Here is a 14590-nt window from a genome sequence, read left to right on the forward strand (position 1 = left end):
CCGAGGTTTAAGATGCGCCTCCGCTTACGCGGTTCTGCGAGAGTAGGCCGTGTCGAGCAGTGGGACGTGCGTTTCGGACTTTTGGGTCCTGACGGTGTCACCACCCGCATCGTTGAAGACCGTGCCGTTCAATGCCGCATCGGTCTTCTTGGCCAGCACGCTGACCGTTTCGACGCGGTCCGAAATCTCCGTCACGCTTTTCTTCATGCCGGCGATCTCGTCTTCTACCGACTTCCGGAGTGCCTCGATGGCTTCGAGGACTACGGCGTTATCGGCCTTGACTGCAGGAGCTTCCGGGCCGCGATCTTTTGCGCCCGCACCGCTCTTGCTGTCGTCAAGCTCTTGGTCCTTGTCTGTGTCGGCAGACTTCGTAACGGCGGGGTTGCCTTCCACGTCGTTCGATGGAGATTTCTCACCGACGTTCGACTTGCCGCCCGAAGCCGGCGGTGTGGCATTACCCTCGACCGGGTCTTCGTCGATGTTGTTGTCGGGGCTCTTCGTGCCGAGTTTGGTGTCGGTCGTCGTGCTTCCGTGGACTGGATTTGCCGACACTTCTTCCTTCGCGGTCGGCTCGGTCTTGGCTTCCTCAGCCTTCTCGACGACCGTCTCAGCAACAGCCTCATCTGCCTTCTGAGCCGACTCAGCTGCGGGAGCCTCTTCGGCCTTGGCAAGCGAACCTGCCCGCGAGAATTCAACGTCAGCCTTGAACGCCTGAACAGGCAGACCACCGGTCAGCGAGATCAGGTAATTCTTCATCTCATCGACGGCCTTGCCGACTGCGGCAGCCGCTTCCGACGATGACGTGGCTTCATGCAGGATGTTGGCGACGGTCGACTTCAGAACGTCGACTGAGGTGCAGACGCCCGTGAAGTAGCCTTCGGTCGCGAGCACTTCGCCGAACGACCAGGACGTGAAGTCCACACCGCTGAAAGACTTCTGGAGATCGGCGGTGACGACGAGTGCGACCTCGTCCGAAACCTTGAGCACGCTGCCGGTCGGAGCATCGGCCTTAGCGAGCGTTACAACGCCGTCCTTCTCGGACTTGACGAGGGCATCGGCATCGAGGCCAGCTGCCTTGAGAACCGCGTTGACCTTATCGAGGTCGGCTCCCTTCTGCAGGATGACGCCGACTACGTCGATCTTCGGCTCTGCCATCTTAAAGATGGCGCGGCCGATCTTGTGGAGGTCGATCATATTCTGGTCCTCTTTCGTGATCCTGAACGGGATGCGGTTCGCACCGCGCTTCACCAGCGAGACGAAGTTCACTTCCGTGTTCACGAGTTCTGTTGCGCTAATTTGCTGCTTGGACATTCAAGATGCCTTCAACGAACGAGAACCTGTGACTGTGGCCGTTGGCCGTTTCCGTGACCGTGCCTCGAACAATTCGGTGGACGTGCCCATCCGGACCCGGACCAGTCGTGCCGCCGATCAGGTTGCCCTGGTTATCGAACGACACCTGGAACGTATGCTTGTGACCGTCCGCGATATCCGTCTCGCCGTTGAGCACCATCGGCATCTCGATTTCGATGACTGTGTCGACCTGTATGGCCGAACCATCGAGCGAGAACCCATTTAGCTCGCCTTCTTTGATCATCCTCCAGAGTTCAGGATCAGGGACTTTCACCCCTAGAACCCAAGACCCCGGAATGAAGACCGAGTCGTCTTCGCGGGCGATGAAGCTTTCGACGACGTAGCAACCGCTCAGTTCCTGGTTGTGGTTCGTGTCGATATTGTTGACCAAACCACGCCGCAGAAACTCGTGAGCCATGTTCTGGATCGTCTCCGCCTTCATGAAGTCACCCTGGCTGTCAGGGAACCCTGGTGCGTAGACTTCTCCGAAAACGAGTTGCTGTTCCTCGTCGAGCTTCTTGATTGAAACCGAGGGTGCGCTCTTAGTGGCATCGGCTTTGGAGACGTTCACATTAGCCTCCTCTGCTACCGCTCCTGCGAGCACGTCCTCACTCCCAACCGCGACAAGCACGTCGCGAGCGATTAATTGCACGCTGCAAAAAGACGGTGAAGATCAAAAGTGAAATTAATTGCACGGTGGCTCGTATGCGGCCCACGTCCAAAACTTGCAATTAATTTCATGCCGGGAGCAGTTTTTGGTCGCGCAGTACGTCCCGGAGAGCGTCGATATCGCCGTTCACCCACATGTACAGCGCCTTTTCGCGCGTCTTCTGATCTTTGATCTTGTCGATCAGGTCGTACAGGTACTGCGGTTTCGGGATCACCGTACCGCCATGCGGCTGTGCCGGGCGAACCGTGACCGTGGCATCGACAACCGCGGCAGCCGGGACGAGACGCTGCAACGGTATCTTATTGAGCGCGATCTTCTCTTCGACAGTGCCAGCGTTCAGCAGAATTCCACGGCAGCCGGGATGGAACGGAGGACTGCCGTAGCCGGCCGACTGCATCTGCTTGAGCGACATCGCATTCAAATCGGTCAGACCGGCCTTCGACTGCTTCGGCCAGGGTGCAATCGACTTCAGGTCCTGCGGGTTCTGGGTCATAAGCGCCTGCAGAACGCGCGTGTACTCCTCTTCGACGCTGAACGTCTTGCCGTGCATGTACTCGCAGACATCGCAGGTGTGATCGTCGAGCACCTCGGAAATCTGGTACGTCGTGATCTGCCGTTCCTTGGCCTCAGCCAGGAAGCCGAACGTCACGAGGCGGCTGGTTGTCAGGTTCGCACCGAGATCAATGACGGCCCGGCCTGTACCCATGACGGCGTCGTTCAGGCGATCGGCCAGCGACTGCTCAGCCTTGCGCAGCTCGACCTCATCGACGTTGTCAGCCCAGTTGTTCTTGATCTGCTGGTAGACTTCGCCGCCAAGCGTCATCGGGCCGGTGTACGGCTTGACATTCGAGATGTCGAAATTTGGATCGTAGCTGATCGTGATGTGCGGGCGGTAGCCGTCGTGCTCCCAGCTCGCGCCTGCATCCTGGAACTGCTGCCACCGCTCCTGGAGCGCCTGGCTTGTCAGTGTCATGACGATGGCATCGCCGAACCGCTTGATCTCGCGGGCACCATTCATGCCGACGTCCAGCGTGAGCGGGTCCTGCTGGACGGCATTCCACTCAACCGGCACCTTCGAGTAGCAGATCGTGACGTGCAGATCGTCCGGCTCCAGCATCGACGGGAAGCCTTGCTCCATCGCCCATGTCATCAGCTCATCCGTGACAAGCACCGGCCGGTACACATAGAGCGAGCTGCGCTTGACCTGTATTTGGTCGGGCGTCAGCAAACCGCCGTTCTCGGCGAGATCGGGCATACCGAGATCATTCTTGACGATTTTGGCGAGCAGCTCCTCGTCCCGGACGAAGTCGTGCAGCATATCGCGGATCAGGTCGGCTCCGTCGTGCTCGACCATGACGACGAGCTGATCGATGCCGTGCTGCAGCGCTTCCGGGAGCGGCTTCGCCTTCTTGACGAAGCTCGTATCCTCGATCTTGCCGGCGCAGTTGTGGGCTCCGAACAGCAACGAGCTGACGGCTAGCTCCTCGATACGGTTGCGTTGGCTCTGTACGACGCCGCTGAGCGTCAGCCGGTCGATATAGGCGTGGGCATCAACGAACTTGCCGCCCTGAACGAGCGGCTCGATTTCGCGGAGCGTGTCGGCAGCGATCTTCCGCCAGCGACTCTGCATCGTCGAGGCGACTGACGCTTCCAGCGAGAGATACGCCTGGAGCGATGGCATGGCAGCCTCAATGCTGGTGTGCGTGCGAGTGGTGCATCAGGGAAATCGTGGCGGCTGCCAAATCTCCCAGTCCTTCTGCATCGTGCTCGGGATTGATGAACTGAAGCTCGGCCGTCGCCTGCTTGAACTTCGCAACGCCCTTCGCATCGAGCGACTTGACGAGGGTCATGTTCTTCGCCAGCTCCGGCCAATCCCGCTTGCGCAGCGCGATCAGCGTGTCCTTGGCGAGAGCTTGAATACCTGCCGGCTGCTTCTCCCACTTCTTGGCGGGAGTTGCGGTCGGAGCGCTCTTCGGTTCCTTCGCGCCTGGTGCTTCGACCGGAACGGGCTTGATCGGGACGATGTTGCCTTCGTTGTCGACCGTGTGCGTGCTTTCGAGCCCGTTCGGTACGGCAGGCGGTTCCGGCGGATCGATCGTCTTCAGCTTCAGGCCGGTCGCTTCGTTCAGTTCGTAGATGACGTCCTCGACGTCGACGCGGTTCGTGCCGAGGCCGATCTGCAGACCTTCGATCTTCAGGTGGACGTCTTCGATGACGAGCGGCTTCGAGGCCATCTTGTACTCGCCGAAGCCCATTGCGGGCAGCAGCTTCGAGTTCATGATCTCGTCGAACTCGTCACGCTCAGGCTTGAACACCTGGGCTTCCGTGACCGTATAGCTGACGTAAGCCGAGGCGAACGAATAGTCGTCGGACGCACCCAGGAAGATCGGAGCCAAGCGGAACGCACGGCGGACGCGCTCCTCGCACTTGTTGTCGTATTCCTCGAACATCGAGTCGTTCGTGCGTTCACCGCCGAAGCGTTCGACCGTGACACGAGCCTGGGTCGGGTGATCGAGCGAACCACCGGCCGGCTCGACCTCCAGGATTTGCACCCGGTTCGTCTTCTCCGCAGAGCCGGTCATCTTGGCTTCGAGCGCCTTACGGGTCTCAGCCTGGAGCGTACCGCCTTGCAGCGTGATCAGGACGGGCGGGATGCCGCCGTTATCGAAGAAGTCGAGATTGAACTCTTCAGCCTTACGCGAGCCGAGGACGGACGGCAGCTGGCTGATCCAGCGCGGCACGCCATAATCGGTGTGAGCGTCCGGCAAGCAGGTGAAATGCAGGATTTCAGTACCGCGGTCCTTGGCGGGCAGACGCTGCCCCTGCTTCGACCAAATGCCGGTCGTCTTGTTAATGTCACGAGACGCGCCAAACTCCCTGAAGTACACCAGCGTCAGGCCGTTCAGGAGCTGCACGAACCGGCGCTCGCGCTTCATCATCTTGATCTTGGTGTCGACGCCGTTCCGCTTGACGGTGACTTCGACTTCAACCGACTCGTCGAGCTTGACGAGTCGCATCATCTTCGAGTCGACGTGCTTCAAAAAGACGATCTGATCCTGAGCGTTACGCAGGACTTCGAGATAGGCGTTGCCGGTGGCTTCCAAATCACGACGCAGGCTCTTGCGGAGCGAGATGAAATTCGTGCCGGGTAGCGGTTCCGAGAAGAACTCCCGGAGCTGCTCGATCTGACTGTCGTCTTCCTTATCCTCGGCGCTCTCAGCCTTGGACTCGAAGTCGTAGCCGGTGCCGTCGATGTTCGTGACCATCGCCTCGATGCAAGGCGACAGCGTGTTGTTTTCCTGGGCGAGCCGGTCCAGCCGGCGCAAGTTGTACGGTGGGCAGAGGACGCCACGGTCGTTCGCCGCACCGACGTAAAACTGCTGGTATTCGTCTTCAGGAGACGCAGCGTTCGAGGCTACGGCATCAGACGATGCAGCCGACTCCTTGGCACCGAAGCCCACCTTCTGAATACTGACGCCCGCCTCGGACTTAACCAGACGGTACACCTGTGCCTTTTGGTCGGGCTGCTTCTCGTCTGCCATCTTGCGATCCTTGATCCAGACCGCAACCCTATCATCGTGCAATTAATTGCACAACTAAGCTACGAGCTTGATCTTGGACATATGGGCCAGATCGGGACCGGCTTCGGCATCTGCGGTAAATTTCAGTTGCGGCTTCCATCCGACCTTGTCGAACGGCAGGCTCGACATGACGTCGGTCACCCGCTGCGCCCAGAGCTGCTCCTCGCCTTCCGGAATGTAGGCGATCAGAGCGTCGTGGATCATGGCCACGATCTCCAGCTCGCCACCCGGATAGGCGTCTTCGAGGAGCGCAATTGCCCAGATCATCATGTCGGTCAGGCAGCCCTGGATCGGCGAGTTGATCGCCTGACGCTCAGCGGACGAGCGGGCCTGACGGTCCCACGAGTCGATGGTCGGCAGATGCCGGATGCGGCCGAGCGGCGTGCGGACCATCTTGAACGTCTTGACGAGCTTGCGCATGTCGTCGTGGTAGCCGAGCAATCCCGGATACAGCGTGAAGAACGCGTTCCGCATCTCGGTCGCTTCTTCGATCGACAGCATGATGTTGTAGCTCGCCCAGGCGTATTTCTGGAAGCCTTCAGCCGACATACCGTAGAGCAATCCGAAGTTGCAAGGCTTTGCATTTCCACGATGTTTTTCAAAAGCGGCTGCCAATTCCTTGTCGTGCGGGTGATCTTTCCAGCTCAGGAACTCCTTGATGTCGACCTGCGCCATCTGGGCTCCGGTCAGGGCGTGGAGATCGAGCCCGTCCTCGTACGCCTTGAGCATCGTCTTCTCGTTGGCGACGCAGGCGACGACCTTCAACTCGCCTTGCGAAAAGTCGCAGCTGAGTAGCTTCTTCTTCGGCGGTGACGGAAAACATTCGCGCAGCCGCTTGGCCCACTTCGTCTTCTTCGGCACGGTCTGGATGGCCGGGTCTTTGGCCGACAAGCGCCCAGTCACCGTGCCGGCGTCATCGTCGTACCCATCGAAGTCGCCGTGGGCGAGGAAGTACGTCGGGTGCAGCCGCATGTCGGGTCGCAGGTGCTTCAGGAAGCCTTCGACAAACGTCGACAGCGTCTTCGATGCCGCGTCCAGCTCCGTCAGCGCTGCCACCATCGCCTTCGCAGTTGGAACGTGTTCGAACTGACGAAGATGCGACTTCTTCATAGAAGGGACGGGTTGTCCGTTCTTGAGCTTCGGGGTGACTTCGTAGGGCTTGAGGTTCAGGCCGTGTGGGGTGAAGAAGAACTCCTGCAAAATGGACGGGAGCAGCGGATTTTTGCCTTGGGCGATCTGGTCTTCGATGCGGTCCTTGTACTTGATCCGCATCTTCTGAGGCAGGAGGCCTAAGGCTACGTCCTGCGTCTGCTTGATCGTTTTCCGGAGGTCGTCGCCCAGAACCTCGAACTTCTCCTTGTCGATGACGAGGCCGCGGCGCTCCACCTTCTCGAAGGCGCGGGCAGCCGGATGCAGGATCGTGACGTAGAACCGGGTCAGGTCATCGTCATGCAGCAGGTCGGCCTTCAGCGTGTCGGCGACGTCCTGTGCTGCGATCGTGTCACCTCCAGCGTACGGCAGAAGCTTCTCAGGCGGGATTTTCTCCATCGCGCCCTTGTCTTGGGTCTGGTTGAAGGCGTCGTCATAGCCGCCATACGGCGTAAACAGCTTGGCGTGCAGGTTCAGCGAGTTCGAGCGGTTCTCATCGAGCAGCGAGCCGACGAGCATCGTGTCCATCGAGAAGTTCGTGCACTCGATGCCCCACTTCTCCGCGATCCAGATCATGTCGTACTTGCCGTTTGCGGCTCTGATCTTCACACGGTCGCTGGTCAGGAGCCAGTTAACCTGGTCCCAGACACTGCCGTTTTGAGGCTCCACGACCTTTTCCGCCCCAGGAAGGTCGCCCAAATACAGAACGTGAGCCTCACCACGTTTATGCGTGAAGCTGATCGAGACGATGTCCCGATCCGGGTACCACGGATAAAATCCCATCGTTTCGGTGTCGACCGTCACATCGACGGGCTTGCCGGTCTGGGCATAATCGGACGCGATGCCTTCGATCAGCTCGGAGAAGTTCGGCACCCATTTGCAGTTGCCGGCCAGAACCTCAGTCGAACCGGTCCGCTGCAGGCGATCGGCGAGCCGCAGGTCACACAGCAGGATGTCGTAGTTCGGCGGATCGTTGGCGATCGAGTGCGGATCGAACGTCATCAGGAAGCTACCGTTGTTCGGTGACTTCAACGGCTTCTCTCTGAGCGACGTGATCGTTCGACCCTTCGGCGCGAGACCAGCCTTCTGCAGCACGGCGAGCGGCTTCGCTCCAGCAACGAGACAGACCTCACCTGTCGGAACGACGGGCGGCTCGGCATCTTCCTTGTACAGGTGGAACTGATGCTTCGGAACATTAGGACGGAAGCCTTTCAGCATCCGTCCAAAAGTCTCAGAAACGAGTTTCGGCTGCGCCGTAGACCAGATCGTAATCATGCGGGCGTCGCCACCTTTATCTTGTTCCAACGGGTCTTCGAATGGCCTTCGCTCTCGAACACGCGGACAATCGCCTTGCCGAGACCGGCGCAAATCGTTTTGTGATCAGCGCAGATCGTGTTCGCCAGCATCGTGTTGGCGTCGCCGTCGTACTTCGCGGCATTGAGCACATAGACGCGCACCCGGCGCATCGAGGCCGTGACAAGCACCAGCAGGTTGCCAAGCACGCGGACGAGGAGAATTGCGCGTCCTTCCAGCACCTTCGAGTCAACGACCCTGACGGGCAGCATGACTTCGAGGTCGCCAAACGTCAGAATGCGATCACTCTCTCCCTTGAGCTTTTCTGCCCTGTGATCCCAATGCAGCTCCATCGAGAGCGTGTCCGCGAGCGCGTAACAGAGGCCTGAACTCACGTCTGCCATTGCAGCTCCCCATTGCTCAAAATACAAACCCAGCGGCCGAGCGTGACACCGTCAAAGCTCGCAACGAACTCGGCCCTCGTCTTCGTCTTCAGCGCGGTCAGCATGACCACCGGTTCATCCGTCAACACCTTGAACAGTGCTGGCCCCTCAATCTGATCACCGACTTCGAGGTCCTTGAACTCTTCGATCGAAAGCATCACTCAGCCTTTCGGAACTTTCTGGAGGTCGGGCAGCGGCGTATCCATCGGAATACCGAGCCCCATCAGGACCGCTCCCAATGTCTTCGACGCCATCACCTTGTCGTAGCCGACGTCGAGATGCAGACTCGCGTACTGCTTGTTCGCGTTGACTTTGCTGAAGCCGACCGCGGTCATCTTCTCCTTGTATTTGTCCCAACCCTTGCCCTCGATCCTGACCGAGAGCGTCTGGCCTTGCAGGCGGGCAGCGACGCGAAGGTCGGCATTGGCGGCGACTACGAAATAGCGGGAGCCTGCCGAAGTCCCATGCACCGGCTGGTACATCTGCGTCGCCTGACGCAAGGGCACCAAGTCCGCCGATTTCTTCATGCTCTCCGGGAACTCCGACCACAGGCCGATCGTGTGCGGTACGGGTTGCGATGCCGGCTGCGGTTTCACTGCCGCCTTGGGCAGCATCTGCAATGCGCTCTTCATGGCCTCTATTTGCTCTGGCGTTGGTTCATTGATGTTGAAATTGAAATGATCGGTTTCGAGCGGAGCGCCGTCCACGATCAGCACCTTCTGCTCCAGCCCGGCCTTCACGGCATTCTTCAACACGTCCGCCTTCACTTGGTGGATCGCAGCGAGACAGCTGCCAGCGAGTTCTAACTTCTTCGCTGCCGGCAGCTTGTCGCTCTTCAAGAGAATGAGTTCGTCGAGCGTGACGGGCACGGCACAAGCAGGAGCGTCGAGATTGCCGAGGTCTGAGAACTCGAATGCGGATGCCGTCAGCTTGACGCTCACACCGACCTTGGCCAAGTCAGCCAGCTCCGTCTCTGTGAAGCCGAGCTTCAGCAGCGCTGCTGGTCCGTTGGTCTTGACTGCTATGGCCACCGTCTCACTCCTTGCTCTCGGGGCTTATTCTAAGAGCGTAACTGCTACCTGCGCCGGGTCAATAAGAAATGCAATTAATTGCACGACTCAGCGTTAAATTATCTGCCCCAAATCCCTAGCGTTCCGACCAGCGGCTTGAACGACCTATCACCTGCCGGACGTTCGACGGCTGTATCCTTCGACACCACCGAATACTTCTTCGGCGAGGCCTTCGTGGCTGTCGTTCCCTTCACGCCGAACTCCTTCTTCAGGAACTCGACCTGCGATGACGACTCGACGGCCTTCTTGCAATAATGCTCACGGACATACGTGATGGCGTCTTCTTCACCGAACATCGAGACGAGCGCCGCGAGGAACATGCCGGTTCGCCCGTGCCCGCCGATGCAGCCGGCATGAACCTTTTGGCCGGCGAGCAACTGCTCCTTCGTCCAATCAACCAGCTTCTTGTACTGGGTGGCGTTCTTCGGGACGCCCATGTCCGGCACCTGGAACAGGATTTCTTCGCCCTTGTTCCACGGAAAATGCTTGTCGCTGAACCGCATACTGCTGTCGAAGCCGATGTAGACATCAGCGTCGTGCACCACTGGCGACGAGCACGAGCCGCCGTAAATCTTCAGCTTCGTGTTCGGCATCACGAGCGCTTTGTGGCTCGCATAGCACCGCGGTCCAAGCGCCACCGACGACTTGGAGACGTAACCGCCTGTCGACCCCTTCATGTGCTGATCCCAGCTGTCGAAATACTTCTGGCCCTCGCTGCGCAAACTGCGCGCCACGCTTCGGTCATTCGTCAGATAATCGTTGATGTTCTTGCGGCTCACAGCCCTACTCCTAAGCGGCTTCCGCCACGCGATGGATTTCGACCTTCTTGACTTTCGTGTTCGGCATCAGCGTGAAGTACATCTTCTCCTCTGCTGCCTTCTTCTCGGCTTCAGCCTTGGCCATTGCCGCGAGCTTCTCGGCCTGCATCTTCTGCGCCTTCGATGCTTCCTTGCTGATGCCGTGGGTCTTCGTCTGTGCGCTGATCTCCTTCGGGTACTTGTGCACCGAACCGAGCGCTTCGACCATGTACCAGTCGACATACTTGCCGACGTGATCCGGGAACATCTGCTGCGCCATTTCCATGTGTTGCAGCAGACCATCGGTCACGTAATGGCCGCACGGCTGGTCGTACAGGATGGCGTGCGGAATTTGACCGGAGCGCTGAATGTCGAGGATGCGTTTCAACGTCCCCGTCTCATGAGCAAATACGTGCCCCTTGTTGAAGAGCACACCACCGTTGTGCTGCAGCGTCCAGATCGTGTCGAGCATCATTTCGGCCGAATACTCGCCGGTCACGAACCTGTGCAGGCAGTCCGTGATGGCACCCCACTTCGGACCACCGTAGCTGCTCGCCCATTTCGAGTTGTAGAACGCCCACTGCATCGCACCGGTCAACGCGCCGATCGACGCCTGAGGCGGCTTGTTCAAGAACGTCTGGTGGATCGTGCCTTCATCACCCGTACTGCCGCAGAAGAACTCTGCAACTTCCTCACCAAACTGCTTCTTCATATCCGGCTTCGACTTCGCCTTCGACTGATTGTGACGGCTCTCACGGATCGTCGTCAGCAACAGGTAATAGAAGGCCCGGACCGCCTTCTCGTTCATCTTCTCATGGTACGTCCTGACCAAGTTCAGCTCATCGGGCGTCAACGGCTCCAGCGGTGCCCGCCGCGAGGCGACCAGGGCAACCGCATGGTTCATGCCGTAGAACCACAACGCCTGACTTTCTGGCGTCGTGTTCGGGTTCTTGTCCTTCGACTTGAACTCGACCAACGCCTTAGCCACCGAGGCGCACGGGACAGTGCTCATGTCCCGATGCTGGCAGAGCACGCGAGACTGGTGATAGGCCAGCGTATTCACGGGATCAGTGAGCACTACCGTTCACTCCTTGTTTGAGTAGCGTATTAGGACGTTAGCTGAGGGCCGGTCTGGGTCAAATGAAATTGCAATTAATTTCACTTTGGATACGGCAGACCGCTGATCCGGCAGAGCGTCACACCCCAGGCGTAACCGAACACAGCGCGACGGACACCTGAGACGTCGAAGTCATCGATGTAATCGTACTGCCGCTCAGTCTCCACCGCGCGACCGTTATAATTGTCACGCACCCATTCGACCGGGTCTTCGATACCGGCAGTCTTGGCGAGGAGCGCGAGGAACAGCCCGGTTCGACCGTAACCACCCATGCAGCCCACATAGACTTCCTTGTCCTGGAGCGCTGCCCGCATCGTCTGGATCAGCGCAACGGCGACATCAGCGTCTGAGTTCGGGATGCTGAAATCGCGGATCGGCAGGTGAACATCGGCATCACCAGCCTGCACGCGCTCCGCTCTGACGGCCACGTTGAACGCGTCTTCTCCGTCAGGACGGCCATCAAACGGACCACCTGTAATCCGGACTTTTCTCCAACCACCGCGCCAGCCGAGAGGCATGACAATCGTGCCCAGAGGCTTTGGTTCACTCAACATCAGTCTTCACTCCTTGTTAAACTGCAACCCTGGTCACGTCTTTAATGTCCTCGTTCTCGACCAGAAGAACGTAACTCTGGAACCTTCTATTTCCGAAGTTGCTGGTGACCGGGGCCGACCTGAACGCCATCCTGCTCAGCCGTGCCTTCGTGTCTCCATAAACTCCGTAGCGCCGTGCCTTTCGAACAACCGACTCCGGGACGTTGTACTTCCTGGGTCTCATGCTCTCTGCTCCCTGTACTGATCAGGGTCTTGACGAAACTTCGAGCCGCGCAGGATGGCGATCGACCGCGGTGCATCGATCACGATCCGGACCTGGGCGATCTTCAGATACCCGCCGGCCGAGACGAGGACGTCTGGCAGGATTTCCGTCGCCTCTTCATCCGTGATGCGGTGCTGCTTGCCGGTCGCCTCGATCAGGAGCGTGAAGTCGTTCGGCCCGCTGACCTTCGTGACAACGACACGCTTTCCCTCAACGAAGAAGTCGTCGTTCTCGCGAAGGCTAATGATCAGCATGGCCTAGCTCCTTGCAATTAATTTCACGCTGCCAGCACGCTGAAAACCGCATAATCCGCTGGCATCGCGGTTCCTGTCACGAAGACGTAGGCGTCGGTCAGGGGCGACCCGAACGGCACCGGTGACATGATCTTGAGACCATGCAGCTCCTCTTTCAGGACCGTCAGCCTATCGATCATGTACTCCAGGAAGTTAGCATCGTCAGACTCCCAGCCAAAGCATTGATGCAGCAGGCTGGTCTGTTCCAGGCCCTTCGGTCCGCACAGGTTGATCGTCACGTTCGCCCGGCTCGGCATATTCGCCAGGTTTAGCAGGACCGAGTCGAAGACATCCTTGTTGCCCCACCAGTGGGCGGTCATGATCATCTGCTTGTGCTGAGGCGCAACATCGAGCGTCACCTGCTCGGCGGCACCGGCTACCTCCAGGGCGTAATCGACGAACCTGCGAAGCTCCGGGGCATCCGAACTATCGATCACCGGGACATCGACATCGTACCAGACCTTGCCGCTGGCTCCGTCGATCGTCACCTTCTTGATCGTCGAGGTCCGCAGCCAGTCGATATCGAGCGCTGTGCAGCCGACCACGCAGGCCTTGTCCATCGCTCGGGCAACCACCGCGGCATGGCAGGTGGCTCCGCCCGTCTTCGTCAGGATACCCATCGCGGCGTTCATGCCCTTGATGTCGTCCGGTGTCGTCTCATGCGTGACGAGGATGCAGGGCTCCTTGCACTCAACTGCCTCCTGAGACGAGAACACCGGACGACCGCTCACAACGCCGGGGCAGGCCGGCAATCCAATGAACTTCGATGCCGTCTTGAACGCCGGGTCAATCGACGGCTGGCGAACGACCTTGTACTGCTCGCGGGTCAGCCGCTTCATCGCCGTGTCCGGGTCGATCACGCCTTCCTGGGCGAGGTCATGGGCGATCTTGAAGGCAGCGCGAGCCGAGCGCTTGCCCGACCGGCTCTGGAGCACGAACAGCTCGCCCTTCTGCACCGTGAACTCGATGTCGACCATGTCCTTGTACGACTTCTCAAGCTCAGCGCAGAGCTTGTTGATCTGCAGGCGAATAGCCTGCCAGTTTCCACCCAGCGTCGGCATGACATTGATCGGCAGCGGCGTCCGGATACCAGCCACGACGTCTTCGCCTTGGGCGTTCTGCAGGAACTCACCCATCACGAACTTCTCGCCCGTCGACGGGTCGCGTGAGAACAGCACGCCTGTGCCGCAGTCGTCTCCCATGTTGCCGAAGACCATCGCCTGGACCGTGCAGGCCGTGCCCATCGCCGGGTCGATCTTGTTCAGCTTGCGATACTCGACCGCCCGCTCATTGTGCCAGCTGTTGAACACCGCCTTGATCGCGGCCATCAGCTGATCGATCGGCTTCTGGGGGAACGGCTTGCCCGTCGTCTTCTGAAAGATGTCTTCGTACATCCCGCAGAGCGTGGCGATGGCATCGCTGTCGAGGTCCGTGTCAGCTTCAGCCTTCACCGACTGCTTCACCGCGTCGAGTGCTTCGTCGAACAACTCCTTCTTCACACCGTAGGCCGTCGAACCCAGCATCTGGATCAGGCGGCGGTAGCTGTCATAGGCAGGCCTGACGCCGATCCGGTCACACCAGTCACCGATGTTCTCCTTGTTGAGGCCGACGTTAAGGATCGTGTCCATCATGCCCGGCATCGAAACCGGGGCACCAGAGCGAACCGAAACCAGGGGCGTGTAACCGAACTGCTCCTTCAGCCACTTCATGTCACCGGTCGCGACAAGCTTGATGCCGGCAAGAGTGACCTGTGCCGTCGATTTGCTTGCCATGTCGTGACAGACTTGCGTCGTGAACGTGAAGCCAGGAGGGACGTTCAGACCCGACTGCACCATCTTGACGAGAGCGGCACCCTTACCGCCGAGGATTTTCTTCGACTCTTTCTCGTCAGCGCACTGCCATTCGCACTCCTTGCCTGAGAACCGATAGGCTGCGTTGTAATCTGAATTGTACGCCACCCACTCACTCCTTGTTTGGGCTTGAATTTCCTCTTGACGTTAGCTGAGGCCCT

The 14590-nt window shown here is 59.1% G+C and carries 14 protein-coding genes; all 14 read right to left on the reverse strand.

Annotated elements, in window-relative coordinates:
- Positions 1-24: 24 nt before the first annotated feature.
- Positions 25-1311 carry a hypothetical protein gene (locus tag AACL53_RS12170; RefSeq protein ID WP_339084774.1) on the reverse strand — a complete coding sequence of 429 codons (1287 nt, stop codon included), beginning with the start codon at positions 1309-1311 and terminating at the stop codon, positions 25-27.
- Positions 1292-1921 carry an XkdF-like putative serine protease domain-containing protein gene (locus AACL53_RS12175; protein ID WP_339084775.1) on the reverse strand — a complete coding sequence of 210 codons (630 nt, stop codon included), beginning with the start codon at positions 1919-1921 and terminating at the stop codon, positions 1292-1294. The genes AACL53_RS12170 and AACL53_RS12175 overlap by 20 nt, the downstream gene beginning before the upstream one ends.
- A 166-nt stretch (positions 1922-2087) precedes the next feature.
- Positions 2088-3701 carry a hypothetical protein gene (locus AACL53_RS12180; protein WP_339084776.1) on the reverse strand — a complete coding sequence of 538 codons (1614 nt, stop codon included), beginning with the start codon at positions 3699-3701 and terminating at the stop codon, positions 2088-2090.
- 7 nt (positions 3702-3708) lie between these two features.
- A complete protein-coding gene (locus AACL53_RS12185; RefSeq protein ID WP_339084777.1) occupies positions 3709-5562 on the reverse strand; it encodes a phage portal protein in 1854 nt (617 codons plus the stop codon).
- Between the two features lie 54 nt (positions 5563-5616).
- Positions 5617-8055 (reverse strand): DNA polymerase, encoded by a 2439-nt coding sequence (locus tag AACL53_RS12190; RefSeq protein ID WP_339084778.1) that lies wholly within the window; start codon positions 8053-8055, stop codon positions 5617-5619.
- Positions 8022-8447 (reverse strand): hypothetical protein, encoded by a 426-nt coding sequence (locus AACL53_RS12195; protein ID WP_339084779.1) that lies wholly within the window; start codon positions 8445-8447, stop codon positions 8022-8024. The genes AACL53_RS12190 and AACL53_RS12195 overlap by 34 nt, the downstream gene beginning before the upstream one ends.
- Positions 8435-8644 carry a hypothetical protein gene (locus AACL53_RS12200; protein WP_339084780.1) on the reverse strand — a complete coding sequence of 70 codons (210 nt, stop codon included), beginning with the start codon at positions 8642-8644 and terminating at the stop codon, positions 8435-8437. The genes AACL53_RS12195 and AACL53_RS12200 overlap by 13 nt, the downstream gene beginning before the upstream one ends.
- A 3-nt stretch (positions 8645-8647) precedes the next feature.
- Positions 8648-9517, reverse strand: a complete 870-nt coding sequence (locus AACL53_RS12205) for a hypothetical protein (RefSeq protein ID WP_339084781.1) — start codon at positions 9515-9517, stop codon at positions 8648-8650.
- 98 nt (positions 9518-9615) lie between these two features.
- Entirely contained in the window at positions 9616-10335 is a 720-nt protein-coding gene (locus AACL53_RS12210) for a hypothetical protein (RefSeq protein ID WP_339084782.1), read from the reverse strand.
- Positions 10336-10345: 10 nt separating this feature from the next.
- Complete coding sequence (locus AACL53_RS12215; protein ID WP_339084783.1) at positions 10346-11431, reverse strand: hypothetical protein; 1086 nt, start codon at positions 11429-11431, stop codon at positions 10346-10348.
- Positions 11432-11511: 80 nt separating this feature from the next.
- Complete coding sequence (locus AACL53_RS12220; RefSeq protein ID WP_339084784.1) at positions 11512-12024, reverse strand: hypothetical protein; 513 nt, start codon at positions 12022-12024, stop codon at positions 11512-11514.
- A gap of 16 nt (positions 12025-12040) precedes the next feature.
- Entirely contained in the window at positions 12041-12247 is a 207-nt protein-coding gene (locus AACL53_RS12225; protein WP_339084785.1) for a hypothetical protein, read from the reverse strand.
- Positions 12244-12540 (reverse strand): hypothetical protein, encoded by a 297-nt coding sequence (locus tag AACL53_RS12230; RefSeq protein ID WP_339084786.1) that lies wholly within the window; start codon positions 12538-12540, stop codon positions 12244-12246. The genes AACL53_RS12225 and AACL53_RS12230 overlap by 4 nt, the downstream gene beginning before the upstream one ends.
- Positions 12541-12563: 23 nt before the next feature.
- A complete protein-coding gene (locus tag AACL53_RS12235; RefSeq protein WP_339084787.1) occupies positions 12564-14537 on the reverse strand; it encodes a PEP/pyruvate-binding domain-containing protein in 1974 nt (657 codons plus the stop codon).
- Between the last annotated feature and the right edge of the window lie 53 nt (positions 14538-14590).

It is taken from the genome of Hyphomicrobium sp. ghe19 (genome assembly GCF_902712875.1).
GTDB lineage: Bacteria > Pseudomonadota > Alphaproteobacteria > Rhizobiales > Hyphomicrobiaceae > Hyphomicrobium_B.

Coding starts and splice junctions, on each gene's coding strand:
- AACL53_RS12180 (WP_339084776.1), bottom strand. CDS start 3,701: ATGCCATCGCTCCAGGCGTATCTCTCGCTGGAAGCGTCAGTCGCCTCG.
- AACL53_RS12200 (WP_339084780.1), bottom strand. CDS start 8,644: ATGCTTTCGATCGAAGAGTTCAAGGACCTCGAAGTCGGTGATCAGATT.
- AACL53_RS12230 (WP_339084786.1), bottom strand. CDS start 12,540: ATGCTGATCATTAGCCTTCGCGAGAACGACGACTTCTTCGTTGAGGGA.
- AACL53_RS12225 (WP_339084785.1), bottom strand. CDS start 12,247: ATGAGACCCAGGAAGTACAACGTCCCGGAGTCGGTTGTTCGAAAGGCA.
- AACL53_RS12195 (WP_339084779.1), bottom strand. CDS start 8,447: ATGGCAGACGTGAGTTCAGGCCTCTGTTACGCGCTCGCGGACACGCTC.
- AACL53_RS12220 (WP_339084784.1), bottom strand. CDS start 12,024: ATGTTGAGTGAACCAAAGCCTCTGGGCACGATTGTCATGCCTCTCGGC.
- AACL53_RS12170 (WP_339084774.1), bottom strand. CDS start 1,311: ATGTCCAAGCAGCAAATTAGCGCAACAGAACTCGTGAACACGGAAGTG.
- AACL53_RS12185 (WP_339084777.1), bottom strand. CDS start 5,562: ATGGCAGACGAGAAGCAGCCCGACCAAAAGGCACAGGTGTACCGTCTG.